The organism is Herbidospora mongoliensis, from assembly GCF_001570545.1.
GTDB classification, from domain to species: Bacteria; Actinomycetota; Actinomycetes; order Streptosporangiales; family Streptosporangiaceae; genus Herbidospora; species Herbidospora mongoliensis.
This window is the reverse complement of record NZ_BBXD01000017.1, coordinates 216,094-241,844: the sequence shown is the minus strand read 5'-3', so window position 1 is coordinate 241,844 and position 25,751 is coordinate 216,094. Positions and strand designations below refer to the sequence as shown.

Genomic DNA, 25,751 nt, shown 5'->3' with positions numbered 1-25,751 from the left:
GGCGCCATCCCCCCGGACCACGGCTGAGGGCTTTCCGCTGGCGCTCGACCGGGTCCACGCCGAGGTGGCGCTCCACCCGGAGACGGGCGTGCCCCAGATGACCCTCCGCACCGGGGGGCCGCGTCACGAGCTGACCCTTCACCGTCTGGGAACCGGTGGTGTGAACTGGCCGGGTCCTTCGCGTTTCGTGAGGTGGCGGCGGGTAGAGGCGGCTGCACTGGACCGCACTCGCTCTTGGGGAGAGACATGTCGCTGAACGTCATCGATCTGATCATGGCCGACCACCGTGATGTCGAAATGATCTTCGAGAAGCTCAAGCGGGAGCCGGAGAACCGTCCCGCGCTGGTCGCGGAGCTGGCTGCCAAGTTCGTCGCGCACGCCCGTGCCGAGGAGACCAAGGTCTACTCCGAGCTGGCCAAGGCCGCCCCGAGCGAGCGCGGCGAGGTGCACCACGGGGTCGAGGAGCACCACGAGGCCGAGGAGCTGCTGGCCGCGCTCATGGCGACCGACCCGGACCGGCCGGAGTTCGCCACCGCGCTGGAGCAGCTGGTGAAGGCGGTCAAGCACCACGTCGAGGAGGAGGAGAGCGACATCCTCCCCGCCATGGCCAAGGCCATCCCCGCCGACAAGCTGATCAAGATGGGCCGCAACTTCAGCCAGGCCAAAGCCGAGGAGCTGGCCAGGCCGCCCAAGCCGAAGGGCCGCACCAGGGAAGAGTTGGTGGAGCAGGCCAAGGAGAAGGGCGTCGAGGGCTACAGCTCGATGACCAAGGACGAACTGGTCGCCGCTCTCGACAAGTGACCTGACCCATGTTCGACGACTTCACCCTCGAACACATCGAACTGGCCGACACGACCTCGGGCCCGGCCGTCCTTCTCGTCCACGGTTGGGGGACGCGCAGCGACCTGCCTCTGATCTATCCGGACATCCGGGCGACCTGGCGGTCAAGGGCATCGACAGTGATCACCACATCGCCGAGGACGCCCCCGCCGCACTCCACACCGAGTTGCTCGCCGCATGGAGGGCGCTTGAGTCCGGTTAGCGGAACCGGTCGAATGTCGAGCTCAGGCCCATTCCCGCGATGTGGTGAGACAGGAAGCCGGGCGGCAGCCGGGCCGGCGCGTTGTGCGCCACCCAGGAAGAGGCGATCCGGCGCGCGACCGAGATCCTCACCGCCGACGGCGGCGGTGAACTACGCATCCACGGCACTGATGGCAAGGTGCGCGACCAGCGCACGATCGCCCCGGCGACGACCCTCACCCTCCGGCAGGCTGATCCGGTCTCTACCTGCGGCAGCGCGGTCACTCGAGTCGCAACCCGTCGGCGCCCCCACGGCGAAGCCGGCACGGACGCGTGAGCTCACGCCGGGGGCGCGCCCATCGGTCGTGCGGCGAGGGCTCCCGGCCGGGGACGGTGTAGCCGACGTCGGGGTCACGATGATCAGGATCTCGGAGTTCAGGAGCTTGTCGTGGACGGCGGGCCAGTCGTCGCCCGGCCCCATGTCGGTCTCGACGCCGGGCAGGAGGTTGAGGTCGACCGCCCGGACCGTCTCGACCTCGACACCTCTGCGGCGCATCTCGGCGCTGACGACATCGGCCAGGGCCTCGGTGTTCGAGGGCGCCGGTGACAGCTTGAGCGTGCAGTTGATGACGAGTGCCTTCACGTGGATCTCCGTGGGTCATGCGAAGGCCCACATCCGGCGTTCGGCCGGATGCGGGCCTGGTCTTCGGTTACGGAGGATCTGCTACCCGGATCAGGATCACCAAACGGGGTACGGCAGCACTATGACCAGAAAGGACAAACCGTCCAAAGGCGACGAAGTCACATGGAAGAGCCACGGTCAGACCGTTCACGGCAAGGTCGAGAAGAAGATCACCAAGCGCACGGAGGATTCGGGCCGCCAGGTCGACGCCTCGCCCGAGGAGCCGCAGTACCAGGTGCGCAGCGACAAGACCGGCCGGACCGCCGTACACAAACCGGAGGCCCTCGATGACGACGGGTGAGGGAGACTTCGGCGTTGCCTACCTGCCGTGAGAAGGGGCAGGGGAATCCAGGTCACGGAGAGGAGCCAGGAGATGCCCAGAGGATCCAGTCCCAAGCGGGAGCGGCAGTACGAGCACATCAAGGACAGCGTGAAGCAGCGCGGGGAGAGCGACGAACGGGCCACCGAGATCGCCGCCCGGACCGTGAACAAGGAGCGGGCCAGAGCGGGCGAGTCCCAGACCGCGAGCCGCACCTCGATCGAGGACATCTCCTCCTCACGCCGTGGTGGGCTGCGATCGCACTCCGGCGCCGGTGGGCGTACCCGCGATCAGTTGTACGCGGAGGCCAAGCGGAAGAACGTCAAGGGCCGGTCGAAGATGACGAAGGCGCAGCTGGAGAAGGCGGTCAGCTAGTTCGGGCCCGTTTTCCCCAAGCGAATCCCAGCGCGGCCGGCGCTCCACCGGCCAGTGCCACGACCAGCGTGGCGACGTGCGTCGAGAAACGGCCCGACGAAGATTGTCCTGACGGCCAGGTGTGTCCGGTTGCCTGGAGGTCAGGGGAGCCCTTTTCGGCGGTATCGGGAGGGCGCCATGGTCATCGTCCGGCGAGAGCTCGCCACCACCCCTGGGGTCCTGCTCGCGGGGGTCGCGTTGCTCTATCTCGCCGCCCAGCTCCTCATCCCCACTCTCGGCATGGGGATCGGCTGGGACGAGGCCGTCTACGCCTCCCAGTACGCCGCCCACGCGCCGCCCGCCCTCTACTCCGCGCCGCGCGCCCAGGGGGTGCCGCTGCTGGTCGCGCCGATCGTGGCGATCACCGACAGCGTGGTCGTGCTGCGGATCTGGCTGACCCTGGTCTCCTCCGCCGCCCTGTTCGGCGCGTTCGCCGTCTGGCTGCGGGTCAGGAACCACTGGGTGGTGCCGCTGGCCGCCCTGTTGCTGGCCGGATGCTGGTTGTCCCTCTTCTACGGCAACCAGGCGATGCCCAACCTCTACGTCGCGCTGGGCGCGGTCGCCGCCATCGGTTTCCTGCTGACCGGGAGCCCGCTGGGCCTGGGCGCCTCCATGGTGCTCGTCTCGCTCATGCGGCCGACCGACGCGCTGGTGCTGGCGGTGCCGCTGGCCGCCTACGCCCTGTGGCAGCGGCGGTTCCGGGAGCTGGCGGCGCTGGCCGTGGGGCTGGCGATCGGCTGGGGCCAGTGGATGGCCGAGGCGGTCGTGCGGTTCGGCGGGGTGACCGAACGCCTCGGGACGGCCGGGGAGCACAACGACACCGGGCTGACCAGCACCCTGGGCGAGCAGGCCCGCGCCCTCGACGGGCCGGCGTTGTGCCGCTTCGGGGTCGAGTGCGGCGGCGTGTCCCCCCTCTTGGTCATCTGGTGGATCGCGATCCCGCTGGCCGCGGGCGCGGGCCTGTGGGCGGCCCGGCACACCCCGTGGTTCCGCCCGCTCGCGCTGGCGACCGCGACGGCCGTGGCGATGGCGCTGCCGTACTTCTTCTACGTCGACTACGCTGCCCCTCGCTTCCTGCTCCCGGTGTACGCCCTGCTGGCGCTCCCCATCGCGACTGCCGCGCGGCTGGCCCGCCTGCCGTTCGCGGCCGGTGTGGCGGCTCACCTGATCCTCCAGGGCGTCGTCGCCGTAACCATGTCGGCCGATGCCCGCACCGAACGCGAGGTCATGACCGCCGCCGCCGAAAAGCTCAGGCCCCGGATCGAGGGGCCGTGCGTGATCTACGGGCAGGGCGGCGCCCAGCTCGGCTACCTGCTGGGCTGCGAGTCGCAGGCCATCGCCCAGCGGTTCGACGACACCATGCCCCCGCGCGTCCAGTCATTCCGGGAACGCGGCCACGACGTCATCGTGACCCACCGGGACGTCAGGCCCCCTGCCTACACCGACGACTGGAAACGGCAGGACCTGCCCGGACCGTGGCGGGCACGATTCGGCGCGAGTCCTTGAACAGGGTTCACTCATGGCGGATGCGAGCGCCGTCAGGCCTCTCAGCGCGGCGTGGATCCACCGGCGTGTGCAGGTCATGGCGGGCCCGCAGACCACACACGACGACCACGACGGCGGCCAGCGCGTACGCGACCGTTCCCGCGCCGGTGACATAGGCCACCGCCCCGGCCGCCGCCACACCGAGCCACTCCCAGCGGCCGTCGAGGGCGACCAGGGCGACGAGCAGCAAGGCATACCAGGAGTAGCCGGGCGTGAGCAGCAGGAACGCCGTCCCGGTCACGGTCAGCGCGCCGCTCCAGGGCCGCTCCGGGTCGCCCTTGATGATCGTGTACGTCACCACGCATCCCATCACCACCACGACGACCGGCAGCGCCCAGGCATCGGGCAGCAGCCATCGGACCAGGGCGTAGCGGCCGTCGGCGCCGCTCTGGTAACCCTCTTCGGCCGTGTATCCGGTCAGGTAGCCGAACACCGACGCCTGCGACGCCAGCAGATAGGGCAGGTAGGCGACTGCCACCACCAGCCCGGCCGGGACGAGGACGGCCAGGGCGTCGCGCGGGCGGCGTACCCGGGAAAGGGCCCCGGGCAGCAGCAGCGCGGGGAGGAACTTCGCGGCGACGGCCGCGCCCAGCAGCGCGCCCCCGGCGGTGCGGTGCCGGGCCACCACCGCGATCCCGGCGACCGCCAGCAGGACGGCGAGCATGTCGGCGTGGGCGTTGTTGACCGCCTCGACCGGCACGGCCGGGCACCACGCCCACAGGCTCGCGCCGCGTGCCCCCGCCACCCGCACCAGCAGCAGCGTCGTCGCCAGGGCGAGCAGCAGGCCGCCGACCTGCAGGGGCTTGTGGCGGGCGCCGCCGGGGGAGAGCGCGTGCACGGCCAGGAAGTACGCCTCCGACACCGGCGGGTAGATCGTCGGCACCCTCGGCCGGTTGATGCGGGTGCAGCCGCCTTCCGGCAGCCACGACAGGTAGGTCTGAGAGCAGATCGGGCCGTCGGGGAACAGCCACTCGTCGCGCAGAACGGCCAGCGCGCGGTCGGCCGGAGGATGGTCATAGGGGGAGATCCCCGCGGCCTGGACGCGGCCGTCCCAGGCGTACCGGTAGGAGTCGGTACTGGTCCGGGGCACGTCCAGCAGACCGGTCGCGCCCACGGCGAGGCCACCCACGAGCACCAGCGCCGCCGCCCGCCGGGCGGGGACCCGGCGCAGCGACCACGCCGCCGCCGCGAACAGAACCCAGCACAGGGCGTACCAACCGATCAGGCCCGCCGGGTCGGCGAGCTGCCCGGCGCGGGTGATCGCGACGGCCAGCGCGGTGACCAGGCCCGACAGCAGGACGATGGTGAGTCTCACCGGGTCAGACTCTCAGCGCGCCTGCCGGAGAAGCTCGCAGGCTGGCCCGACGTCCGGATTTCGTAAGGTGCCGCCTCCCCCCGAACGGGCCTCCGGCGCGATTGCATGGGACCCATGAGACCCACGCTTCCGCAGTTCAGGGGCCGGTTGCACGATCCCAGGACCGCTGTGGCGATCGGCCGCTGGCTGGGGACGGCCATCGCCGTCTGCTTCCTGACCGGGCTGATCAGCCACGTGCTCCAGCATCCACCGGGCTGGATGACCGGGCTGCTGCCGACCCGGCCCGTCTGGGGCTACCGGCTGACCCAGGGGCTGCACGTCGCGTCGGGGCTGGCGGCGATCGTGCTCGTCATGGCCAAGCTGTGGACGGTCTACCCCCGGCTGTTCGCCTGGCCGCCCTTCCGGTCGCTCCCTCATCTCGTCGAGCGGCTGACGATCGCGCTGCTCGTGGCGGCGACGGTGTTCGAGCTGTTCACCGGGCTGATCAACATCCTGCAGTGGTATCCGTGGCCGTTCTCCTTCACCCAGACCCACTACGCGGTCGGCTGGATCGTCGCGGGTGCGCTGCTGCTGCACCTGGCGGTGAAGGCGCCGCTGATCAGGGCGCACTGGCGGAAGAAGACCTCCGACGTGGACGCGGCCGACCGCCGGGCGCTGCTCGCGGGGGTCGGCGCGGCGGTGGGGGCGGTCACGCTGACGACGGTCGGGCAGTCGTTCACGCCACTGCGCGCCTTCACCCTGCTCGCGCCCCGCAACCCCGACATCGCGACCCAGGGGGTGCCGATCAACCGCACGGCCGTCGCCGCGCAGGTCACCTACGCCTCGGCCGAGGGCTGGGCGCTGGAGGTGGCGGGACCGAGGCCGTACCGGATCACGCTGGCCGAACTGAACGCCCTCCCGCAACAGCGGGTACGCCTCCCGATCGCCTGCGTCGAAGGGTGGAGTGTGAACGCCTGGTGGAGCGGCGTGCCGATCCGCGACCTGCTGGCCCGCGCGGGCGCGCCACCGGGCGCCGCGCTGCGGGTGACCTCGCTGGAGGTGTGGGGCTACTACCGGGTCACCGAGATGCCCGCCCAGTACGCCGACGACCCGCAGACCCTGCTCGCGCTCAAGCTCAACGACGAGGTGCTCTCGCTCGACCACGGCTACCCGGCGCGCGTCATCGCCCCGAACCGGCCGGGTGTCCTGCAGACCAAATGGGTGTCCAAGCTGGAGGTCCGGTGAGAATCACCCTGGGCGCGGCCGGTGTGGCCCTGATCGCCGTGGGACTGGTCTTCCTGCTGCCGCTGCCGGGCCTGTGGGGGGTCGTCGTCGGGTTCGGCGGGGCCGTCGCCCTGCACGACGCGATCATCGGGCCGCTCGTGCTGCTCGTCGGCCTGCTGGTGGCGCGGCTGCCCGACCGGGCGGTGGTGCGCGGGGCGCTGATCTCCATGGGAGCGCTGGTCCTGGTCACGCTGCCCGTGCTGCTGCGCCCCGGCCCCTCGCCGAACCCGACGGTGCTGGCCCAGCCCTACGGCCGCAACCTGCTGATCTGTCTGGGGGTCGTGGCGGTGGCGGCGGTCGCGCTGATGCTGATCCGCCGCCGCCGCTAGACCGGCCGCACCAGTTCCACGAACCGGCGACCCGCCACCGACCACTCGTCGGCGGGAGACCAGCCCGCCGTGCCGGCGTGCCGGACGAGCGCCGTCACGCCGGCCCTGGCCCACGGGAACGGCGCGCCCAGCCCGCCGCTGCCGTCGTCGAGACACACGAGATGACGTTCGTCCACCTCGGCGGGGTCGGCCTCGGCTATCAACCGGCCGTCCCGGACGGTCAGTTCGGCCATGCGCCGCAGCAGCGCCACCGGGTCGCCGCCGATGCCGATGTTCCCGTCGATGAGCAGGGCCGTGGTCCAGCGGCCCGTGCCCGGGAGCGGCTCGAACACCGAACGGCACAGGGCCATCCCGCCTCGCCGCCGGGTCCCGGCGACGGCCGCCGGGCTGATGTCGACGCCGAGCGTGCGATGGCCCCGCTCAGCGAGGGCGGCGACCAGGCGGCCGGGCCCGCAGCCGACGTCCAGGACCGTGCCGTGGCACCGGGCCAGCACCGACTGATCGGCGGCGTCGGTTCCCGCGCACCAGCGTTCGACGTCGAGCGGGAACCGCCGCCCGTCGGCGCGACGCAGGAACAACGGGCCGCGCCCGGCTCGCAGGGCGACGGCGTAGGGGTCGTCGTGCCAGGTCATCGCAGCGCCGCCGACATCGCCAGGTGCGCTGCGGCGAACCGGGTCCAGGGCGCCTTGGCGGCCACCGCCTCGGCGTCGCGGGCCGTGTCGACGTCGCGCAGCCCCGGCAACTCGCCGACCCGCAGATGCCGCAGCCGGGCCCGTTGCGCCGCACCCGTCTCGGGGACCGACATCGGCACGCCGAGCAGCAGCGCCGGGTCGGGATCCCTCAGGCCGAGGGCCCAGAACCCGCCGTCGTCGGCGGGGCCGAACCAGGCGTCGTACGCGCCGAAATCCAGGGCGGGTGCGAGCAGGCCGGGCGTGACCTGCGGGGTGTCCATGCCGATCAGCAGGGCCGGTCCGCGGCAGGAGGCGAAGGCGGCGGCCAGCCGCTCGTCCAGTCCGCCGCCGCACTGCGGAAGGATCTCCAGGCCCGGCGGCGTCCACGGGCCGGGAGAGCCGTCCAGCACCAGGACGTGCCGGTCGGCCGGGGTCGCCATGGCGACCGCGAGGGTGTCGGCCAGGGACGCCTCGGCGAGCGCCGCCGCCTCCGACGGGGTGAACGGCGGGGTCAGCCGGGTCTTGACCCGTCCGGGCACGGGCTCTTTGGCGATCACGAGCAGGGTCGTCATCGGGCCAGCACCCCGCGCATGTCCCGGACCGCCTGGAACGTTCCCCGCCAGGTCCCGGTGACCTTGGATTTACCGCTGCGGGGCAGGTAGGGGACGTCGACCTCGCGGATCCGCCAGCCCTCGTCGGCGGCCCGCACCACCATCTCCAGCGGATACCCGCTGCGCCGATCGGTGAGACCGAGCTTGAGCAGGTCCTCCCGCCGGGCCGCCCGGAGCGGACCGAGGTCCCTCAGCCGCAGTCCGGTCCGCCGCCTGACCAGATGCGACAGCGCCCAGTTCCCGGCCCGCGCGTGCGCGGGCCACACCCCGCGCGACTGCGGGCGCCGCCGTCCCAGCACCAGGTCGTCGCCTTCTCCGATCTTCTGTACGAACCCCGTCAGCAGCCCGGGATCGAGCGACGCGTCGCAGTCACAGAAACAGACGATCTCCGCCGTGGCCGCCACGAGCCCGGCGTGACAGGCCGCCCCGAACCCGCGCCGGGCCTCGGGCACCACGGTGGCCCCGAGGGAACGGGCGAGTTCGGCCGACCCGTCGGTCGACCCGTTGTCCACGACCAGGGCCCGCCAGCCGGGCGGGATCCGCTCCAGCACCCACGGCAGGGCCTCGACCTCGTTCAGGCAGGGCAGCACGACGTCCACTGTTGGTTCGATCACACTCGCCACCGTAGGAACAACCGGACCGGAATCTGGGGGAGGAGTCCTTACGAAACGCGGACGCCGTCCGTTTTGCATGGTTGCGGGTGCCAGGCTGGGCTCATGAGGATCCTGGTCGTCGAGGACGACCCGACCGTCGCAGGCGTCGTCGCCGACTACCTGGTGCGCGCCGGTCACAGCGTCGACCACGCCGCCGACGGCCCCACGGGGCTCCACCGCGCCATCGTCGGCGGGCCCGACCTGGTCGTGCTCGATCTCATGCTGCCCGGCCTCGACGGCCTGGAGGTCTGCCGCCGCCTGCGCGCGGCGAGCCCCGTCCCGGTGATCATGCTGACCGCCCGGGGCGAGGAGGACGACCGCATCGCCGGCCTGGAGGTGGGCGCCGACGACTACGTCACCAAGCCCTTCAGCCCCCGTGAGCTGGTCCTGCGGGTCGAGTCGGTACTGCGGCGCAGCCGGGCGGCCGTCCCGGTCGCGCGCGGGCCCTTGGGCGTCGCCGGGCTGACCGTCGACCCGGAGACCCACCGCGCCGCCAAGGACGGCGCCGAGCTCACGTTGACGCTGCGCGAGTTCGATCTGCTGGCCCATTTCCTGGCCCACCCCTATCGGGCGCACACCCGTGAGGAGCTGATGCGGGACGTGTGGGGCTGGGACTTCGGCGACCTGTCGACGGTGACCGTCCACGTCAGACGGCTGCGCGGCAAGATCGAGGACGATCCCGCGCAGCCCCGGCTCATCCACACCGTGTGGGGCGTCGGCTACCGATTCGACCCGGGAGAGCCGGAATGAAGGATGTTGTGCTCATCGCGCTGTTCGCGCTCGGCGGGGCGGTCGTCGCCGGGCTGGCGGGCGCGGGCGTGCTGGTGTCCCTGCGGCGTCGCTCGGTGGCCGTCTCGCTGATCGTGGTGGCGGTCGTCGCGGTCACCGCCATGCTCGCCGGGACCCTCTCGGTGGCGTGGGCGATGTTCCTGTCACCCCACGACCTGTGGGTGGTGACGCTGGTGGTCGCGATGGCCGCCGCGGTGTCACTGGCGACCGCGCTGGTGCTGGGCCGGTGGGTGGTGGCCCGCAGCCGCGACCTGGCCAGGGCCGCCCGTGACTTCGGCGACGACGGCGACTTCGCCGTCCCGGCCGCCCCTGCGACCGCAGAACTGGCCGACCTGGCCAGGGAACTGGCCGCCACCAGCGAGAAGCTCGCCGCCTCCCGGCAGAGGGAGAGGTCGCTGGAGGCCTCGCGGCGTGAGCTGGTCGCCTGGATCTCCCACGACCTGCGCACCCCGCTCACCGGTCTGCGGGCCATGGCCGAGGCCCTGGAGGACGGCGTCGCCGCCGACCCCGCCCGCTACCACCGCCAGATCCGCGCGGAGGTCGAGCGGCTGACCGCGATGGTCGGCGACCTGTTCGAGCTGTCGCGCATCCACGCGGGGGCGTTCACCCCCGTGCCGAGCCGGATGTCGCTGCGCGACCTGGCCGCCGACGCGCTGCTGGGCGCCGGGCCGCTGGCCGACGAGCGCGGCGTGCGGCTGGTCGGCGAGGACATCGACCACGTGCCCGTCGAGGTCGACGGCAAGGAGATGACCCGGGTGCTGGCCAACCTGCTGGTCAACGCGATCAGGCACACCCCGGCCGACGGCACGGTCGCGGTGAGCGCCGGTCGTCGCGGCGACAGCGCGGTCCTGGCGGTCACCGACGCGTGCGGCGGCATCCCGGCCGACGACCTGCCGCGCGTGTTCGACACCGGCTGGCGCGGCACCGCCGCCCGCACCCCGCCCGCCGGAGCGGGGCTCGGGCTGGCGATCGTGCGCGGCATCGTCGAGGCCCACGCGGGGCAGGCGGATGTGCGCAACGTGCCCGGCGGCTGCCGGTTCGAGGTCACCCTCCCGCTGGTGACCTGAGGGGCGCGAAGGCGAACTCCGCGACCCCGTCGGCGAACTCCACCTCGGGCTTCCAGCCCAGTTCCTCGCGCAGCCGGGCGGAGTCCGCGGTGATGTGCCGGACGTCGCCCAGCCGGTATTCGCCCGTGACGACCGGCATCGGGCCGCCGAACGCGGCGGCGAGGGCGGTGGCCATCTCGCCGACGGTGTGGGGCTCGCCGCTGCCCACGTTGTAGGCGGTGTGGCCTTCGCCCAGAGAGTCCAGCGCCGCCGCGTTGGCCCGCGCGACGTCCCTGACGTGGACGAAGTCACGCCGCTGCCCGCCGTCCTCGAACACCCGGGGAGCCTCGCCGCGCTCCAGCGCCGATCGGAAGAAAGAGGCCACCCCGGCGTAGGGGGTGTCGCGGGGCATGCCCGGCCCGTAGACGTTGTGGTAGCGCAGCGACACCGCCCGGCCGCCGGTCGCCCGTGCCCACGACGCGGCCAGATGCTCCTGGGCGAGTTTGGTGGTGGCGTACACGTTGCGGGGGTCGGCGGGGGCGTCCTCGGAGACCAGGCCGGGGGCCAGCCCGGCGCCGCAGCGCGGGCAGCGGGGCTCGAACCGGCCCGCCGACAGGTCGGCCACCGCCCGGGGGCCCGGCCGCACCACGCCGTGGACGGCGCAGGTGTAGCGGCCCTCGCCGTACACGACCATCGAACCAGCCTGGACCAGCCGTCTCACCTCCGCCCGCGCCATCTCGGCCAGCAGCACGGCGGTGCCGAGGTCGTTGCAGGAGACATAGCCGGGCGCGTCGCCGAAATCCGTGCCGAGCCCGACCATGGCCGCCTGATGACAGACCGCGCCGACCCCCCGCAGCGCCCCGGCCACCGCTTCCGCGTCCCGCACGTCGCCGCAGACGAACTCGGCGTCCGGGAGCACCGGCCTGCCGGGATGGACGGACGGGAGGAGGGCGTCGAACACGACCGGTTCGTGCCCGGCGGCGGTGAGCGCGGCGACGACCTGCGAGCCGATGAACCCGGCTCCACCTGTGACGAGTACTCGCATGCCGGCGACGCTACGGAATCGGCCGGGCGGTACGGGGTTCCCGGAGGCCGGCGTAAGACTTTCGTCATCGATGCCGATCCGGGCAGGCATGCGAAAACCCCACCCGGCGGATCCGGATGGGGTTCGCGTGACTAGTGGTTCAGCCGCCGTCAGTGGCGGACGCCGCGCCGGTCGTACAGGCTGACCACCAGGATGACGCCGACCGCGGCGACGGCGACCTGGAGCAGCAGTTCGATCCAGTCGATGCCGCCGGTCGACGACACGCCCAGGGCGCTGGCGAGGAAGGTGCCGATGAAGGCGGCCACGATGCCCACCACGATGGTCAGCCAGATCGGGATGTGCTGCTTGCCCGGAACCACCAGGCGGCCCAGCGCGCCGATGATGGCGCCGACGATGATGGCGATGATGATGCCGGTGATGGTCATGCGGGACTCCCTTTAAGGATGGGGTGAAGCTGAAATCCCGTCTGCCCTCCAGAAGCCGGTCCACACCACACCCGCACCGCCAATGCCGGTCACTCACCCCCGGGCAGGAACGAGAGCACGAAGTCCGATGAGAGGTCGTGCCAGTAGCCGGGGTTCCGCAGCAGCGCGTGGTTCTCCCCGGGAACGTCCACGACCCGGACATCCCTCGTGATCTCCCTGGCCCGCTCGGCGTAGTAGTGCGTCGCACGAGGCGAGGTCGTGCGGTCATCGCTCCCATGAGCCAGGAGAAGCCGCCGATCCCGAAGCTGCTCCACCGGTTCCCCCTTGGGCAACCAGGGCGCCAGCGCCGCCACCCCCCGCACGTTCGGATGCCCGGCGGCCCGCAGCGCCGTCCGCCCGCCCATCGAATGCCCGATCATCACCACGGGAACATCGATCCCATAAGCCAGCCGCACCTGCTCCAGCACCTGCTCGGCATCCGCCACGGGCGAGGCCTCCGGGCCGTTCCAGCCGCGCAACCGATACCGCACCCGCCAGACCGCCAGTCCCCGCCGGGCCCCCGCGCTCCGCAGCGCCCAGGCGAACGGCATCATCCGCAGAACGGACATCTGCCAGGCCGTCGTGGGGGCGGTGCTGGTCTCCCGGCCGCCGTGCAGCACCACCGCCACCAGTCGCGTCGCGCCCTGAGCCGGATGAACAGTCGTGTACGGCATGCTCTCCATGACATCCCATTCGGAGCAGTGGCCGGAACGGACGGGTCCCTTTTCGCCCGTCTCAGACCTGCGTCAACACCCGGGGGCCCTCGTCGGTGATCGCGATGCTGTGCTCGACGTGGGCGGCCTGGCTGCCGTCGACGGTGTGCAGCGCCCAGCCGTCCTTCGCGGTGCGGTAGCGGTCCTTGCCCCCGGCGATGAACATCGGCTCGATGGCGAGGGTCATCCCCGCCTTGAGGACCATGCCCCGGCCGCGCCGCGCCTCGTTGGCGACATGCGGATCCTCGTGCATGTGCCGGCCGATGCCGTGGCCGCCGAAGTCCTGCGGGATGCCGTAACCGGCGGCCCGCCCGACGGCGGAGATCGCCGCGCCGATGTCGCCCAGCCTGGCTCCCGGGACGGCGGCGGCGATGCCCGCTGCCAGGGCCTTCTCGGCGGTGGCGATGAGGTCGAGGTCGGCCTGGCGGCCCGGCCCGACGATGACCGTGAACGCCGAGTCGCCCGCCCAGCCGTTCAGGTAGGCGCCGCAGTCGATGGTGACCACGTCGCCCTGGCGCAGGAGGTAGCCGTCGGGGATCCCGTGGACGATCACGTCGTTGACCGACGCGCAGATGACGGCCGGGAACGGGGTCGGCGCGAAGCCGGGCTGGTAGTGCAGGAAAGCGGGCTTGGCGCCGCTCTCCCGGATGACGGTGGCGGCGATCTCGTCGAGTTCGATGAGCTTCACGCCCGGCTTGATCGCGCCTTTCACGGCGGCGAGGGCGTTGGCGACCACCCGTCCGGCCTCGCGCATGGCGTCCAGTTCGGCGGCGGTCTTGATCTCAACCATGGTGTGCTCCCGTGAGTCCAATACTTATACCGGTATTGTTATCACGGCTTGCTATGATCCCGTACATGGTCCGACCACCACTCACCGAACTCGACCACGAACGCGGTCACCGCCTCGGCACCGTCATCCGCCAGGCCCGGGGCGACCGCAGCATGATCGAGGTCGCCGCCGCCGCCGGCATCAGCCCGGAAACCCTCCGCAAGATCGAGACCGGCCGCGTCCCGACCCCGGCGTTCTTCACGATCGCCGCCCTGGCGACGGCTCTGGGGATCTCCCTCGACGTCCTCGCCGAGATCACCGCGGCCGAACGCGCGGCCTGAGATGGAAGAACGGCCGCTGATCCTCGTCGACGTCGACGGGGTGCTCAACCCTTTCCGGCGGCCGGGGACGGCGTGGCAGTCACACACGTGCACGGCCGCCGGAGTGGCGTTCGCGCTGTGGCTCAACCCCGACCATGGTCCGCGCCTGCTGGCCCTGGCCAGGGAGACGGGCGCCGACCTGGTCTGGGCGACCACCTGGGAGCACGACGCCAACGCCGGCATCGGGCCGATCATCGGCCTGCCCGAACTGCCGGTCATCGAGGTCCACAAGGGCAGAGGACTGGAGGACCCCGGCTGCTGCTGGAAGATCCCCTCCGTGGCCGAATACGTGAACCGCCGCCCGTTCGTGTGGTTCGACGACGGCCTCGGCCGGATCGACCGGCTGTGGCTGGAGGCCCACCCGAACGTCGACCGATTCCGGCTCCTCCACATCGGCGGGAACCGGGGCATCCGCGACGCCCACTTCCGCCAGGCCCGCGACTGGCTGACCTCGGCCGCGTGAGCGGGCCTGAAGAGCTTTTTCTTCCGTTACGGCTCCGCCTGGCCGGCCACACGACCGGCTCCGGCCGAATGTGGGCGACGCTCCGCGCGCAGTGGCCCGAAGAACGACGGCCAGAGTGGCTCGCCGGGGAAAGTGCGAGATCCGCAGGTCAAGGGCCCTGGGGAGGGTACGCGCCCGACAGTTCCGGGGTCGGTCGCCGATCTTCAAGCGCGCTGCAAGACCGCCGTCCGACGGTGACCTTCGTAGCAGCGATGAGAAGGCACCGGAGGAACCGATGTTCCCGCGTAAGAAGATCACCCACCTGGCCGCCGCACTCGGCATCACCACCGCGACGGCCCTGGCATTGGCCGCCCCCGCCCAGGCCGCCGACGAGCCCGGCAAACTGACCGCCCGCCTGACCATCACCGAACTCAAGACCGGCAACGACTGCCGCGTCCTCACCGTCGGCAAGGTCGGGATGACCCACGCCCAGGCGCAGTACCTGGTCGACAACGGCGCGACGGCCCGCGTCGAGATCTGGGGCGAGGACCCCGCGTACGACAACCGCATGTACAAGGGCCCCAAGGCGACCTTGAGCGCGGTGTCGGACAAGAACGGCGGCGGACTCTTCATCGTCTCCGACCTGACCCTCTTCTGCGTGAAGTACCTCGACGAGGACAACGGCCCCCTGCTCGACATCGGCGACGAGATCTACACGAAGATCATCTTCGAGGCTCCCGGCTACCAGCGCATGACGAAGAAGTCGAACGTCGTCCACGGCTCCTACGGCCTGTTCGGCACCTGATCCAGGTCGATCACCCAGGCCGCGCCGTCACCGCCCGCCGCCAGCAGCCGGCCGTCGGCGGAGAAGGCCAGCGCGTTCGCCCCGACTCTGATCACCCTCGCGCACTCTCCGGTGGCGGTGTCCCACAGGCGGACGTCCCGGCCGTCGCTGGAGGCGAGCAGGGTCGAGCCGGGGGAGAAGGCGACCGTCCAGACCTCGCGGCGGGTGTGTCCCAACAGGTTCCGGCGCAGGTCGCCGCCGGGCAGGGCGAATATCCGCACGGTCCGCTCGTCCCCTCCGGTCGCGAGCATCGACTCGTCCGGGGAGATGTCCAGACTCAGTGGGGGCTTACCCGGCGTGACGAAGCGGGCGATGATCGCGCCGTCCTTCGTCCAGACGTGGATCACTCCGTCGCCTCGCCCGGCCGCCACCAGCTTGCCCGAGGGCGAGAAGGTCATCGCGTAGGGGTGGCGGCGTGCGTCTTCGGGCAGGTCAGGGCCGGGATCGCCGGTCGTGGTGTCCCAGAGGCGGACACCGCCCGCCGCGCCGATGCCGGCCACCGATCGCCCGTCGGGGGAGAGGCCGGGCATCCGGTGGATCGCGCCGAGGGGCTCGCCGAGCCGCTGACCTGATGGCAGGAGCACCACCCGGCCGCCGCCCGGCTCGGAGACCAGCGCGGCGCTCGCGTCCGGGGTCAGCCGCACCGTTCTTCCCGTGGGCACCGCGACGTCGGGGAGTCCTTCTGGCAGCGTCCATCGGCGGGCCGACGTCTGGTCGCCCGTCCACAGCGCGGCGTCGCCTGGTTCGAACGCCACGGCGTTGACGCCGGTGGACAGGCCCGGCTCGGGAATGCGGCGGGTGAGGGTGTGGCCGTCGTACATGTCGACGGTGAACCCGTGGGCGGCGGCGAGAGCCGTGCCGTCGGCGGAGACCGCGAGCCGGGTCCGGCCGGGGAACTCGTGGCGGACCTCGCCCGAGGTCAGGTCGACCAGGAGGGTGGTGTCCCTGGCCGTGGTGACGCCGACCGCGTTGATCGGCGTGAGCAGGCGGGGCACGCCGTTGGGATCGGCGTCCGGGATGTCGAAGGCGCGGCGCAGGAGAGTGCCCGACCAGGTGAGCAGGGTGCGTCCGAGACAGAGCAGAACGGCGCCGTCAGCGGCGAACGCCAGGTCTGACCAGGTGAGATCGTCGTCGGGGTCGAGCGTGACCTCGCCGCGGACCTCGCCGGTCGCGGCGTCGAGAAGACGCAGGCGGCGGTCCTGGAAGGCGGCGGCGATCACGTCACCCCGCACGGCGAGGCAGCGGGCGGCGGCGCCACCACCCGCGAGGATCTCGCGGATCGTGCCGTCGGCCGTGTCCGCGACGGCCACTCCTCGGACACCGGCGCCCACGAGCGTCCGGCCCGTCAGGGCGAGCCCGAACGGGCCGATGTCCGGGATCGTCGTGCCGCTGCCCGGGATCCAGACGCGGTCCGGGTAGCGGACGGCGATCGTGCGACCGTCGCCGGAGACCGCGAGCGCCTGGACCCGGCCGCGCTTCCGCGCCGGTCCGGCGGGCCTGTGCTCCCGGCACCGGCCGATGGCGGTGTCGAAGACGCGGACCACGCCCTTCTCGTCGCCGGTGACCACCCTGCGCCCGTCGGCGGAGATCGCCAGACAGGCCACGAAGGTGTCCTGGCGCAGCACTCCAGCCGTGGCGCCGATCCGCAGAACGCCGGGCGGTGACTTCGTGACCATGGCCGCGGAGCCTAGCCGCCCCCGCGGAAAGCAGCGGAGTGGCCCGGTCTCAGTGGCCTGGTTTTCCTGGTCCGGCTTCCGCGGCTCGTTTCTGCCCACGTCGAGGGCCGTGTACGCACTGCTCAGGGCCGGTCGGCCGCCTCGCAAACCGGTACCGTGACCATGATCACAATTCGTGTAACAGTGATGACCATGAGTGTTCGCGAGGTTCCGGTTGAGCTGGTCGCGGCGCGGGTCGCCGATCCGTTTCCCTACTACGCGTGGTTGCGGGAACGATCGCCTGTGCATCGTGAGGTCACCTCGCGGGGGACCGTCGTCTGGCAGATCAGCCGGTATGACGACGTCCGGGGGCTGCTGGGTGACGATCGGCTGAGCAAGTGCCCGCTGGGTGAGGGCCGGGTGTCGGGGCCCGAGGGGTTGCAGCGGAACCTGGTCCACTGCGATCCGCCTGACCACACCAGGCTGCGGCGGCTGGTCAACCGGGCGTTCACCCCCGCCCGGGTGGCGGCGCTGGAACCGCTGGTGGACAAGACCGCCCGGGAGCTGGCCGACCGGCTGCCCGAGAGGTGCGATCTCATCGCCGATTTCGCCGGGCCGCTGGCCTTCGGGATGATCAAAACGGTCCTCGGGGTGCCCGCCGACCTGGAGACGCCGGGGCTGCGGCAGTTGCTGATCGACAGCCTCGCGGGCGGCAGGGACGTGACGGCCCGGCTGCACGTCTTCCTCACCGAGCTTCTCGCCGCCAAGCGCGACCGCGGCCCGGTGAGCGACACCGACCTGCTCAGCGTGCTGATCGCGGCCCACGACGACGAGGACGGTCTGAGCGAGGAGGAACTCCTCGGCACGGCCTACATCCTGCTGCTGGTCGGGCACGACACGACCGTCAACCTCATCGGGAACGGCATGGTCGCCCTGCTCGACATCGCCTCGGCCAACCGCGACCCGGCCCAGTTCGACCGGGCCGACGACCTCGACCTGGGCCGCGACCCCAACGACCACCTGTCGCTCGGGCGGGGGCGGCACTTCTGCGTCGGCGCCGCCCTGGCCCGCATGGAGGCGCGGATCGCCCTCCCGATCCTGCTCGGCCGGCTCGGCGACGCGCGCCTCGCGGTGCCCAGGGCGGCCCTGCCATGGCGGGCCGCCCCGGTCATGCGCGGTCTGGAGGCGCTGTCCGTCGCCTGGTAGCGCTCAGGGCCGCCCTGGTCATGCGCCGCCTGTCAGCGCTTCTTGCGGCCGTCGTCGGTGAGGCCCGCCTTGCGCAGCGCCTCGGCCATCGCGCTGTTCGCCGGCGGGGGCGCCTGACGACGGTCACCGCCGCCACCGCCGCCGGTGCCGCCGCCTCGGCGCTCGGGCCGGGGCTGGCGGTCCTGGCGGGGCTGCCTGTCGCCACGCTCCTGGCGCGGAGCCTGCCCCGGCGCGTTCCTGGCGGGTTCGTCTTCCAGGCGCAGGGTCAGCGAGATGCGCTTGCGCGGGATGTCGATGTCGAGGACCTTCACCCGGACGATGTCGCCGGGCTTCACCACGTCGCGCGGGTCCTTGACGAACGAGTTCGACATGGCCGACACGTGGACCAGCCCGTCTTGGTGCACGCCGACGTCGACGAACGCGCCGAAGGCCGCCACGTTGGTCACGACGCCTTCGAGGAGCATGCCCTTCGTCAGGTCGGAGATCTTCTCGACGCCCTCCTTGAAGGTGGCCGTCTTGAAGGCGGGACGCGGGTCGCGGCCGGGCTTCTCCAGTTCGCCCAGGATGTCGGTCACCGTGGGGAGGCCGAACGTGCCGTCGACGAACTCGGCCGGCTTCAGCGAGCGCAGCGCGGCGGTGTTCCCGATCAGGGTGCGCAGGTCGCTGCCGGTGGTCGTCAGGATCTTGCGGACCACCGGGTAGGACTCCGGGTGGACGCTGGAGGCGTCGAGCGGGTCGTCGCCGCCGGGGATGCGCAGGAAGCCCGCGCACTGCTCGAACGCCTTCGGGCCGAGGCGCGGCACCGACTTCAGCGCCGTGCGCGACCGGAACGGGCCGTTGGCGTCGCGGTGCTGGACGATGTTGTCGGCCAGCGTCGAGCCGATGCCCGACACCCGGGTGAGCAGGGGAGCCGACGCGGTGTTCACGTCGACGCCGACCGCGTTCACGCAGTCTTCGACCACGGCGTCGAGCGACCTGGAGAGCTTCTGCTCGGCCAGGTCGTGCTGGTATTGCCCGACGCCGATCGACTTGGGGTCGATCTTGACCAGCTCGGCCAGCGGGTCTTGCAGCCGCCGGGCGATCGAGACGGCGCCGCGGATCGACACGTCGAGGTCGGGGAGCTCCTGGGACGCGAACGCCGAGGCCGAGTAGACCGACGCGCCCGCCTCGGAGACCATCACCTTCGTCACGCCGGGCACCAGGGCGGCCAGTTCACCGGCCAGCTTGTCGGTCTCGCGGGAGGCGGTGCCGTTGCCGATCGAGACCAGCTCGACGTTGTGCTTCTGGCACAGCGCCGCGAGCACGGCCAGCGACTGGTCCCACTGGCGCTTGGGCTCGTGGGGGTAGATCGTGGCGTGTTCGACGACCTTGCCGGTGGCGTCGACCACGGCGACCTTCACGCCGGTGCGCAGGCCCGGGTCGAGACCCATCGTCGACCGGGTTCCGGCGGGCGCGGCGAGCAGCAGGTCGCGCAGGTTGGCCGCGAACACCCGCACGGCCTCGTCCTCGGCCGCCTGCCACAGGCGCATCCGCAGGTCGATGCCCAGGTGGACCAGGATGCGGGTCCGCCACGCCCACCGCACGGTGTCATTGAGCCACTTGTCGCCCGCGCGGCCCTGGTCGGAGATCCCGAACCGGGCCGCGATGCGCTGCTCGAACGTCGTGGGGCCCTCGGCGGGCTCCTCCGGCTCCAGCGTGAGGGAGAGCATCTCCTCCTTCTCGCCCCGGAACATCGCCAGGATGCGGTGGGAGGGGAGTTTGCTGAACGGCTCGGCGAAGGAGAAGTAGTCGGAGAACTTGGCCCCGGCCTCCTCTTTCCCCTCGCGGACGGACGACATGAGCCGCCCCCGCGTCCACATCGACTCGCGGAGGGTGCCGATCAGGTCGGCGTCTTCGCCGAAGCGCTCGATCAGGATCGCGCGGGCGCCCTCCAGGGCCGCCGCGGCGTCGGCGACGTTCTCACCGATGAACTCGGCCGCCACGGTGACCGGATCCAGACCAGGGTCGCCGAGCAGCTTGTCGGCCAGCGGTTCGAGACCGGCCTCGCGGGCGATCGTCGCCTTGGTGCGGCGCTTCGGCTTGTAGGGGAGGTAGATGTCCTCCAAGCGGGCCTTCGAGTCGGCCGCCATGATCTGCGCCTCGAGCGCGTCGTCGAGCTTGCCCTGTGTCCTGATCGACTCCAGGATCGCGGTGCGGCGCTCCTCCATCTCCCGCAGGTAGCGCAACCGCTCCTCCAGCGAGCGCAGTTGCGCGTCGTCGAGCATTTCGGTCGCTTCCTTGCGGTAGCGGGCGATGAACGGCACCGTCGCGCCGCCGTCGAGCAAATCGACGGCTGAGGCGACCTGCCGTTCACGTACGCCGAGTTCATCGGCGATCCGCTGGTTGATCGACTGGATCACTAGCTTCCTTCTCCCTAGGCTCCGGCCCATTCTGCCGGACCCGCGTCCCCGCCGAGCCTGGTCGGCCACAGCCGGGTCGTGCAGTCGTCGGACGTCGTGGCCAGCAGATGGCCGTCAGGATGGAAGGCCGCGCCGTTGACGGCGGAGGTGTGGCCGGTGAAGCTGCTCAGTTCCGCGCCGCTGATCGTGTCCCAGATTTTGACCGTACGGTCGTCGCCCGCCGTGGCCAGGAGCTCACCGACCGCATCGAAGGCGACGGCCCGCACGTCGGCGGTGTGGCCGATCAGTTCGAGGATCGCGCCGGTCCGCAGGTTCCTCAACCGGACCTCGCCTCCCGGGACGGCGCTCGCCACGAGGTGGCCACATGCGGCCAGGGCGTCGACGACGAGGTCCTCGCCGGCGAAGACCGCGAAGAACCCCGGCTGCTCGCTGAGCTGACGGCCCGAGACGGTGTCCCACACGCGGACCGTGCCGTCGTCGCTCGCGGTGGCGAGCGTGTCGCCCGACGGGTGGAAGGCGACGGAGGTGATCGTCGCAAGGTGCCCGGTCAGCGGTTCGCCGAAGAAGCGCCGCGTCTCCGGGTCCCACAGCCGGACCGTGTGGTCGGCGCAGGAGGCCGCCAGCAGGTGACCGCCGGGGTGGAAGGCCACGGCGGGGCCGCCCGGCAGGGGGTCGCCGATCTGGTCACGGGTGACCGGGTCCCACAGCCGCACCGCCTTGTCGGCGGTGGCGAGCAGGTGGCCGCGCGGGTGGAACGCCACCCCGTGGACGGGCGCGTCGTGGCCGGTCAACCGGCGGGCGATCACCGCCGAGGTCATCCGGTTCTCGAGTTCCTCGACGCGGGCGGTGAGGCGTCGTACGAGACCGTCGCGTTCTTCGAGACGGCGGTGCAGGTCGTCGCGGACCCGCCGGGCCACCGCGTGGGTGTGCTGGAGGGTCACCAGCGAGCGGCGCAGCGTCGCGACGGGGTCGGGGGGTTCGGCGGCGGGCAGGCCGTCGACCCGCCAGCGCCGCACCTCGCCGAGGTCGTCGACGCTCACCATCAGCGAGCGGCTGAGGGCCAGCGCCTGGATCACCCCGGTGTGGCCGGTGAGCTGGGCCAGGGGGGTGGCGCTCAGGTCGTACAGGGAAATGGAGTCGTCCCAGCTCGCGGCGGCCAGCAGGTCGCCGCAGCCGGCCAGCCAGGACACCGGCTCGGGGGTGATCACCTGGCCGTCGACCCTGGCCAGGCGGTCGACACCGATGATCACCAGCTGGCCGCCCAGGAAGGCGATGCCCTCGCCGGGGACGGGATCACCGAGCGGCTGGGCGGTGCCGGCGTCCCAGAGGCGGACCATGCCGTCTTTCGCGGCGGTGGCCAGCAGGTGCCCGGCGGGGTGGAAGGCGAGCTCCGTCACCCGGCCGGTGTGCCCGGTCAGCGGGTCGCCGACCGGCATCCTGGTCACCGGATCCCACAAGCGGATCGAGTGGTCCCAGCTCGCGCTGGCCAGCAGGTGGCCGTCGGGGTGGAAGGCCACCGCGGTGACCACGTCGTCGTGGCCCTTCAGCGGCTCGCCCACCGGCGACCCGGCGAGGTCCCAGAGGCGGACGGCGCCGTCCTCGCCCCCGGAGGCGAGCAGGTGGCCGTCGGGGTGGAAGGACAGGGTCATCGTGTACGGGGACCCGCTCATCTCCACGCCCGTGGAGTAGCGGATGAGGCCCGTGTCGTCGGAGGTGGCGATCAGTTCGCCGCCGGGATGGATGGCCACCCCGGCGACGGGGGCGGAATGGCCGGTCAGCGGTTCGCCAAAAGGCGTGACTCTTACGCGCATATGACCGGAAGCATTCCAGATTGTCAGGACTACGGCAGGAGAACGAGCCGTCCGCGCAGGCCGCCTTCGGCCATCCGGGCGTGCGCCTCGGCGGCCTGGTCGAGCGGCAGGGTGCCGGCCACCCGGACCTTCAGCTTGCCCTCGTCGACGAGGGCGACCAGCGCGTCGAGCTGCTCGCGCGCCGGGTGGGCCCACATGACCTGGGACGCGATGCCCCGGCCGTCTTCCGGCCCGCCGTCGGCGACCACGGCGACGAACGTGCCGCCGTCGCGGACGGCGTCGTGCGCGTCCTGCACCAGCTTCGCCGGGTCGACGGCCGCGTCGACGCCCTCGGGCAGCAGCTCGCGGACCTTCGCGACGTCGTCGACGAAGTACCCGGCGCCCAGTTCACGCACGTAGGACTCGTCGCTGGAACGCGCCACCGCGACGACGGTCAGACCCCGCAGCGTGCCCAGCTGCACCAGCATGGCGCCGACGCCGCCGGCGGCGCCGGTGACCAGCAGGGTCGCGCCCGCGGGCAGGGCGACGATGTCGAGGCACTGCCACGCGGTCAGGCCCGGCAGCGGCAGGCTGGCCGCCTGCTCGGCGGGCCATTCGGCGGGCGCGGGCGCGAGTTCGTCGACGGCGATGATCGCCTGGTCGGCGTAGGGACCGAGGTCGCGGCTGAAGCCGCTGTGGGTCGAGGCGGCGATGACGCGGTCGCCGATCTTGACGTCGGTGACGTCCTCGCCGAGGGCCTCCACGACGCCGGCGACGTCGCAGCCGATGCCGGTCTGCTCACGGGCCGGCGCGCCGTGGAAGGTGAGGCCGCCCGAGCGGATGAACAGGTCGACCGGGTTGATCGCGGCCGCTTCCACCGTGATCCGGACCTGCCCCGGCCCCGGCTCGGGGGTGGGAACCTCCACGGTCAGCAGGGCCTCCGGGCCCCCGTACGCCTTGACGACCACCGCGCGCATTGGTTCTCCTCCGTATGTCCGGGGGTCCCTGAAGCTGATGATCGTAGTAGATATTTCAACCAAAAGATCAAAAAAGGAACCCCGGACATACGGTCCGGGGTCCCTTTTCGAACGGGGTGTTACGCGAGGCCGTTCTTCATCGCGGTAATGAGTTCGCCGTTGCTCGTGTCACCGCTGAGCTCCCAGAAGAACGAGCCGCCGAGGCTCTGGTCCTTCGAGTAGGTCATCTTTCCGGTGATCGTGGACGGGGTGTCGTAGCTCCACCAGTTGCTGCCGCACTTGGCGTAGGCGGTGCCCGCGACGGTGCCGGTGGCCGGGCAGGTGTTCTTCAGGACCTTGTAGTCCTCGTTGCCGGCCTCGTAGGTGCCGGGGGCCGCTCCGGTAGCGGAACCACCCGGTGTCGCCTGGGTGACGCCGGTCCAGCCCCGGCCGTAGAAGCCGATGCCGAGCAGCAGCTTGGACGCCGGCACTCCCTTCGACTTGAGCTTCTGGATCGCGTTGTCGCTGTAGAACCCGGCGGTCGGGATGCCGGAGTAGCTGGTCAGCGGCGAGTGCGGGGCGGTCGGGCCCTGCGCCGCGAAGGCGCCGAAGTAGTCGTAGGTCATGACGTTGTACCAGTCGAGGTACTGGGCCGCGCCTCCGTAGTCGGCCGCGTCGATCTTGCCGCCGGAGGTGCCGTCGGCGGTGATGGCCGCGGTGACCAGGTAGTTCTGGCCGAAGCGGGTGCGCAGCGCCTGCATCATGTTCTTGAAGGACGCGAAGCCCGAGGCGTCACACGACAGTCCGCAGGTGTTCGGGTACTCCCAGTCGATGTCGATGCCGTCGAAGACGTCGGCCCAGCGCGGGTCCTCGACCAGGTTGTAGCAGGAGTTGGCGAAGGCGGTCGGGTTCTGGGCGGCCTGGCCGAAGCCGCCCGACCAGGTCCAGCCGCCGAAGGAGAACAGGACCTTGATGTTCGGGTACTGCTGCTTGAGCTTGCGGAGCTGGTTGAAGCTGCCGCGCAGCGGCTGGTCCCACGTGTCGGCCACGCCGTCGACGCTCTCGGCCGCCGTGTAGGCCTTCTCGTAGTCGGCGTAGCTGTCGCCGATGGTGCACTGGCCGTTCTGGACGTTGCCGAACGCGTAGTTGATGTGCGTCAGCTTCGCCGCCGAGCCGCTCGTGACGATGTTCTTCACGTGGTAGGCCCGCTGGTAGACGCCCCACTGGACGAAGTAGCCGAGCAGCTTCTTGTTGCCGCCGGTCCCCGTCTGGGAGGTGGTGCCGGTGACGCTGCCGGACAGGCCCGACTGGTTGTTGGCGGCGTCGCGGGCGCGGACCTGGTAGGTGTACGCCGTGTTCGCGGCGCGGCCGGTGTCGGTGTAGCTGGTGCCGGTCACGGTGGTGACGAGGGTGCCGCCCCGGTAGACGAGGTAGCCGGTGACGCCGACGTTGTCGGTGGAGGCGTTCCACTGGAGCGAGACGCTGTTGCTGGTCACGCCGCTGACGCTCAGGCTGCCCGGCACGGACGGGGCCGTGGTGTCGGGGCCGCCGGTGCCGCTGGTCGTCCCGGTCACGCTGTTCGACAGGCCCGACTGGTTGTTGGCGGCGTCGCGGGCGCGCACCTGGTAGGTGTACGCGGTGCTCGCCGAGCGGCCGGTGTCGGTGAAGGTGGTGCCGGTCACGGTGGTGACCAGGGTGCCGCCCCGGTAGACGAGGTAGCCGGTGACGCCGACGTTGTCGGTCGCGGCGTTCCACGACAGCGAGACGCTGCTGCTGGTCACGCCACTGACCGCGAGGTTGCCGGGGACGCTCGGCGCGGTGGTGTCGCCGCCGCCGGAACCGCCGGTCACCGCGATGGCCGAGACGATGGCGTAGTTGGCGCCGCCGTTCATGTTGAACTGCACGTTGAGCTGGCCGTCGCTGACGGTCGCGGTGTAGGTGCGGTCACAGGCGGTCAGCGCGCCGCAGGAGGCGAACACGTCGAACGCCGACTGGACCACGGTGTTCTCGATCCGGATGTCGAACTTCCGCTGCCCGGCGGCGTTCGCCCAGTCCTCGACCATCTTCACGGTGACCTGGTAGGTGCCGTTGGCCACGTCGAACTTGTAGCCGCCCCAGCCGCTGAACAGCTGGTAGTTCTGGTAAAGCGCGTCGTCGGTGGTGCCGCCGATCGCGCTGCCGGTGGAGCCGGCGCCGTAGGACGTCTCATAACCCCAGGTGCCGCTGGAGTATGCCTTGTCGGCGAGCCAGGCGTTGCCACCGCCGTCGGTGAGGGCGGGACCGTTCGCGTTGGCACGCAGGGGCACCGTCACCGCGCCGTATGCCGCGCTCTGCGCGAACATCAGCGGCAGGATCAGCGCACCGATCGCCGTCAAGAGGGTCAGGACTCTTCTCATCGTGCTACTCCACGTGGGGGGAGGGGGATGCGGCG

Annotated in this window: 27 protein-coding genes and 1 pseudogene; 13 read left to right on the top strand and 15 right to left on the bottom strand. The window is 71.6% G+C overall.

The genetic code is table 11. The features are described from left to right. The first annotated feature begins 246 nt into the window (after positions 1-246). Complete coding sequence (locus tag AW272_RS45255; protein ID WP_066370120.1) at positions 247-801, top strand: hemerythrin domain-containing protein; 555 nt, start codon at positions 247-249, stop codon at positions 799-801. A gap of 237 nt (positions 802-1,038) precedes the next feature. On the opposite strand, the gene AW272_RS43500 is transcribed toward AW272_RS45255, so the two are convergent. Next, a complete protein-coding gene (locus tag AW272_RS43500) occupies positions 1,039-1,200 on the bottom strand; it encodes a hypothetical protein (RefSeq protein WP_169807617.1) in 162 nt (53 codons plus the stop codon). Between AW272_RS43500 and AW272_RS46095 the strand changes: the two genes are divergently transcribed. Continuing rightward, positions 1,124-1,357, top strand: coding sequence for a DUF2188 domain-containing protein (locus tag AW272_RS46095; RefSeq protein ID WP_083958662.1), 234 nt, complete (start codon positions 1,124-1,126; stop codon positions 1,355-1,357). The genes AW272_RS43500 and AW272_RS46095 overlap by 77 nt on opposite strands. Before the next feature lie 78 nt (positions 1,358-1,435). Here AW272_RS46095 and AW272_RS46090 read toward each other — a convergent pair. Then, a pseudogene (locus AW272_RS46090) lies at positions 1,436-1,663 on the bottom strand (flavodoxin family protein); the annotation flags it as partial. A 121-nt stretch (positions 1,664-1,784) separates the two neighbouring features. On the opposite strand from AW272_RS46090, the gene AW272_RS25730 reads away from it, so the two are divergent. The 3 genes from AW272_RS25730 (at position 1,785) to AW272_RS25720 (ending at position 3,941) form a co-directional block, all read left to right on the top strand. Then, complete coding sequence (locus tag AW272_RS25730; protein ID WP_066370119.1) at positions 1,785-2,003, top strand: hypervirulence associated TUDOR domain-containing protein; 219 nt, start codon at positions 1,785-1,787, stop codon at positions 2,001-2,003. 72 nt (positions 2,004-2,075) lie between these two features. Further along, positions 2,076-2,396, top strand: coding sequence for a plasmid stabilization protein (locus tag AW272_RS25725; protein WP_066370115.1), 321 nt, complete (start codon positions 2,076-2,078; stop codon positions 2,394-2,396). A gap of 177 nt (positions 2,397-2,573) precedes the next feature. After that, positions 2,574-3,941: a glycosyltransferase family protein gene (locus tag AW272_RS25720; RefSeq protein WP_066370113.1), complete on the top strand. Its 1,368-nt coding sequence runs from the start codon at positions 2,574-2,576 to the stop codon at positions 3,939-3,941. 7 nt (positions 3,942-3,948) lie between these two features. Here AW272_RS25720 and AW272_RS25715 read toward each other — a convergent pair whose 3' ends face one another. Continuing rightward, on the bottom strand, positions 3,949-5,295 hold the full coding sequence (locus AW272_RS25715) for a glycosyltransferase 87 family protein (RefSeq protein ID WP_066370111.1): 1,347 nt from the start codon (positions 5,293-5,295) through the stop codon (positions 3,949-3,951). 114 nt (positions 5,296-5,409) lie between these two features. Between AW272_RS25715 and AW272_RS25710 the strand changes: the two genes are divergently transcribed. Together AW272_RS25710 and AW272_RS25705 are read left to right on the top strand one after the other, a co-directional pair. Then, entirely contained in the window at positions 5,410-6,519 is a 1,110-nt protein-coding gene (locus AW272_RS25710; RefSeq protein WP_218011058.1) for a molybdopterin-dependent oxidoreductase, read from the top strand. Further along, the gene (locus AW272_RS25705; protein WP_218011057.1) at positions 6,516-6,887 is read left to right on the top strand and encodes a hypothetical protein; all 372 of its coding nucleotides are present in this window, start codon (positions 6,516-6,518) and stop codon (positions 6,885-6,887) included. The genes AW272_RS25710 and AW272_RS25705 overlap by 4 nt, the downstream gene beginning before the upstream one ends. Here AW272_RS25705 and AW272_RS45700 read toward each other — a convergent pair. Genes AW272_RS45700 through AW272_RS25690 form a run of 3 tightly spaced genes read right to left on the bottom strand, consistent with a single transcriptional unit; the run spans position 6,884 to position 8,783 of the window. Beyond that, on the bottom strand, positions 6,884-7,519 hold the full coding sequence (locus AW272_RS45700; RefSeq protein WP_066370099.1) for a class I SAM-dependent methyltransferase: 636 nt from the start codon (positions 7,517-7,519) through the stop codon (positions 6,884-6,886). The two genes, AW272_RS25705 and AW272_RS45700, sit on opposite strands and share 4 nt — an antisense overlap. Continuing rightward, positions 7,516-8,130, bottom strand: coding sequence for a TIGR04282 family arsenosugar biosynthesis glycosyltransferase (locus AW272_RS25695; RefSeq protein ID WP_066370094.1), 615 nt, complete (start codon positions 8,128-8,130; stop codon positions 7,516-7,518). Before AW272_RS25695 ends, AW272_RS45700 begins: the two co-directional genes overlap by 4 nt. Further along, positions 8,127-8,783, bottom strand: a complete 657-nt coding sequence (locus AW272_RS25690) for a glycosyltransferase family 2 protein (protein WP_245657722.1) — start codon at positions 8,781-8,783, stop codon at positions 8,127-8,129. Before AW272_RS25690 ends, AW272_RS25695 begins: the two co-directional genes overlap by 4 nt. Positions 8,784-8,885: 102 nt before the next feature. Here AW272_RS25690 and AW272_RS25685 point away from each other — a divergent pair, with 102 nt between their 5' ends. Then, the gene (locus AW272_RS25685) at positions 8,886-9,572 is read left to right on the top strand and encodes a response regulator transcription factor (protein ID WP_066370087.1); all 687 of its coding nucleotides are present in this window, start codon (positions 8,886-8,888) and stop codon (positions 9,570-9,572) included. After that, positions 9,569-10,678: a sensor histidine kinase gene (locus AW272_RS25680; protein ID WP_066370084.1), complete on the top strand. Its 1,110-nt coding sequence runs from the start codon at positions 9,569-9,571 to the stop codon at positions 10,676-10,678. Before AW272_RS25685 ends, AW272_RS25680 begins: the two co-directional genes overlap by 4 nt. On the opposite strand, the gene AW272_RS25675 is transcribed toward AW272_RS25680, so the two are convergent. The 4 genes from AW272_RS25675 to map all read right to left on the bottom strand — a co-directional run bounded on the left by AW272_RS25675 (position 10,656) and on the right by map (position 13,669). Next, a complete protein-coding gene (locus AW272_RS25675; protein WP_066370081.1) occupies positions 10,656-11,702 on the bottom strand; it encodes an NAD-dependent epimerase/dehydratase family protein in 1,047 nt (348 codons plus the stop codon). The genes AW272_RS25680 and AW272_RS25675 overlap by 23 nt on opposite strands. 149 nt (positions 11,703-11,851) lie before the next feature. Beyond that, positions 11,852-12,127, bottom strand: a complete 276-nt coding sequence (locus AW272_RS25670) for a GlsB/YeaQ/YmgE family stress response membrane protein (RefSeq protein WP_066370078.1) — start codon at positions 12,125-12,127, stop codon at positions 11,852-11,854. Positions 12,128-12,216: 89 nt separating this feature from the next. Continuing rightward, a complete protein-coding gene (locus tag AW272_RS25665; protein WP_083958688.1) occupies positions 12,217-12,840 on the bottom strand; it encodes an alpha/beta hydrolase in 624 nt (207 codons plus the stop codon). Positions 12,841-12,901: 61 nt separating this feature from the next. Next, positions 12,902-13,669, bottom strand: a complete 768-nt coding sequence (gene map / locus AW272_RS25660) for a type I methionyl aminopeptidase (protein ID WP_066370460.1) — start codon at positions 13,667-13,669, stop codon at positions 12,902-12,904. Positions 13,670-13,734: 65 nt separating this feature from the next. On the opposite strand from map, the gene AW272_RS25655 reads away from it, so the two are divergent. From AW272_RS25655 to AW272_RS25645, 3 genes are all read left to right on the top strand, one after another. Further along, positions 13,735-13,989 (top strand): helix-turn-helix domain-containing protein, encoded by a 255-nt coding sequence (locus tag AW272_RS25655; protein WP_066370457.1) that lies wholly within the window; start codon positions 13,735-13,737, stop codon positions 13,987-13,989. Position 13,990: 1 nt separating this feature from the next. Next, positions 13,991-14,491 carry an HAD domain-containing protein gene (locus AW272_RS25650; RefSeq protein ID WP_066370071.1) on the top strand — a complete coding sequence of 167 codons (501 nt, stop codon included), beginning with the start codon at positions 13,991-13,993 and terminating at the stop codon, positions 14,489-14,491. Positions 14,492-14,765: 274 nt separating this feature from the next. Then, positions 14,766-15,275, top strand: a complete 510-nt coding sequence (locus AW272_RS25645) for a hypothetical protein (RefSeq protein ID WP_066370068.1) — start codon at positions 14,766-14,768, stop codon at positions 15,273-15,275. Here AW272_RS25645 and AW272_RS40990 read toward each other — a convergent pair. Next, a complete protein-coding gene (locus AW272_RS40990; protein WP_169807621.1) occupies positions 15,254-16,990 on the bottom strand; it encodes a WD40 repeat domain-containing protein in 1,737 nt (578 codons plus the stop codon). The genes AW272_RS25645 and AW272_RS40990 overlap by 22 nt on opposite strands. Before the next feature lie 192 nt (positions 16,991-17,182). On the opposite strand from AW272_RS40990, the gene AW272_RS25635 reads away from it, so the two are divergent. Continuing rightward, on the top strand, positions 17,183-18,175 hold the full coding sequence (locus AW272_RS25635; protein ID WP_083958687.1) for a cytochrome P450 family protein: 993 nt from the start codon (positions 17,183-17,185) through the stop codon (positions 18,173-18,175). Positions 18,176-18,207: 32 nt separating this feature from the next. Here the strand turns inward: AW272_RS25635 and AW272_RS25630 are convergent, their stop codons facing one another. The 4 genes from AW272_RS25630 to AW272_RS40985 form a co-directional block, all read right to left on the bottom strand. Then, positions 18,208-20,574, bottom strand: coding sequence for a Tex family protein (locus AW272_RS25630; protein WP_245657721.1), 2,367 nt, complete (start codon positions 20,572-20,574; stop codon positions 18,208-18,210). Positions 20,575-20,588: 14 nt separating this feature from the next. After that, complete coding sequence (locus tag AW272_RS25625; protein WP_083958659.1) at positions 20,589-22,385, bottom strand: WD40 domain-containing protein; 1,797 nt, start codon at positions 22,383-22,385, stop codon at positions 20,589-20,591. Positions 22,386-22,414: 29 nt separating this feature from the next. Then, complete coding sequence (locus tag AW272_RS25620) at positions 22,415-23,341, bottom strand: NADP-dependent oxidoreductase (protein WP_066370058.1); 927 nt, start codon at positions 23,339-23,341, stop codon at positions 22,415-22,417. A gap of 119 nt (positions 23,342-23,460) precedes the next feature. Next, positions 23,461-25,716, bottom strand: coding sequence for a glycosyl hydrolase family 18 protein (locus AW272_RS40985; protein ID WP_083958658.1), 2,256 nt, complete (start codon positions 25,714-25,716; stop codon positions 23,461-23,463). Positions 25,717-25,751: the final 35 nt, after the last annotated feature.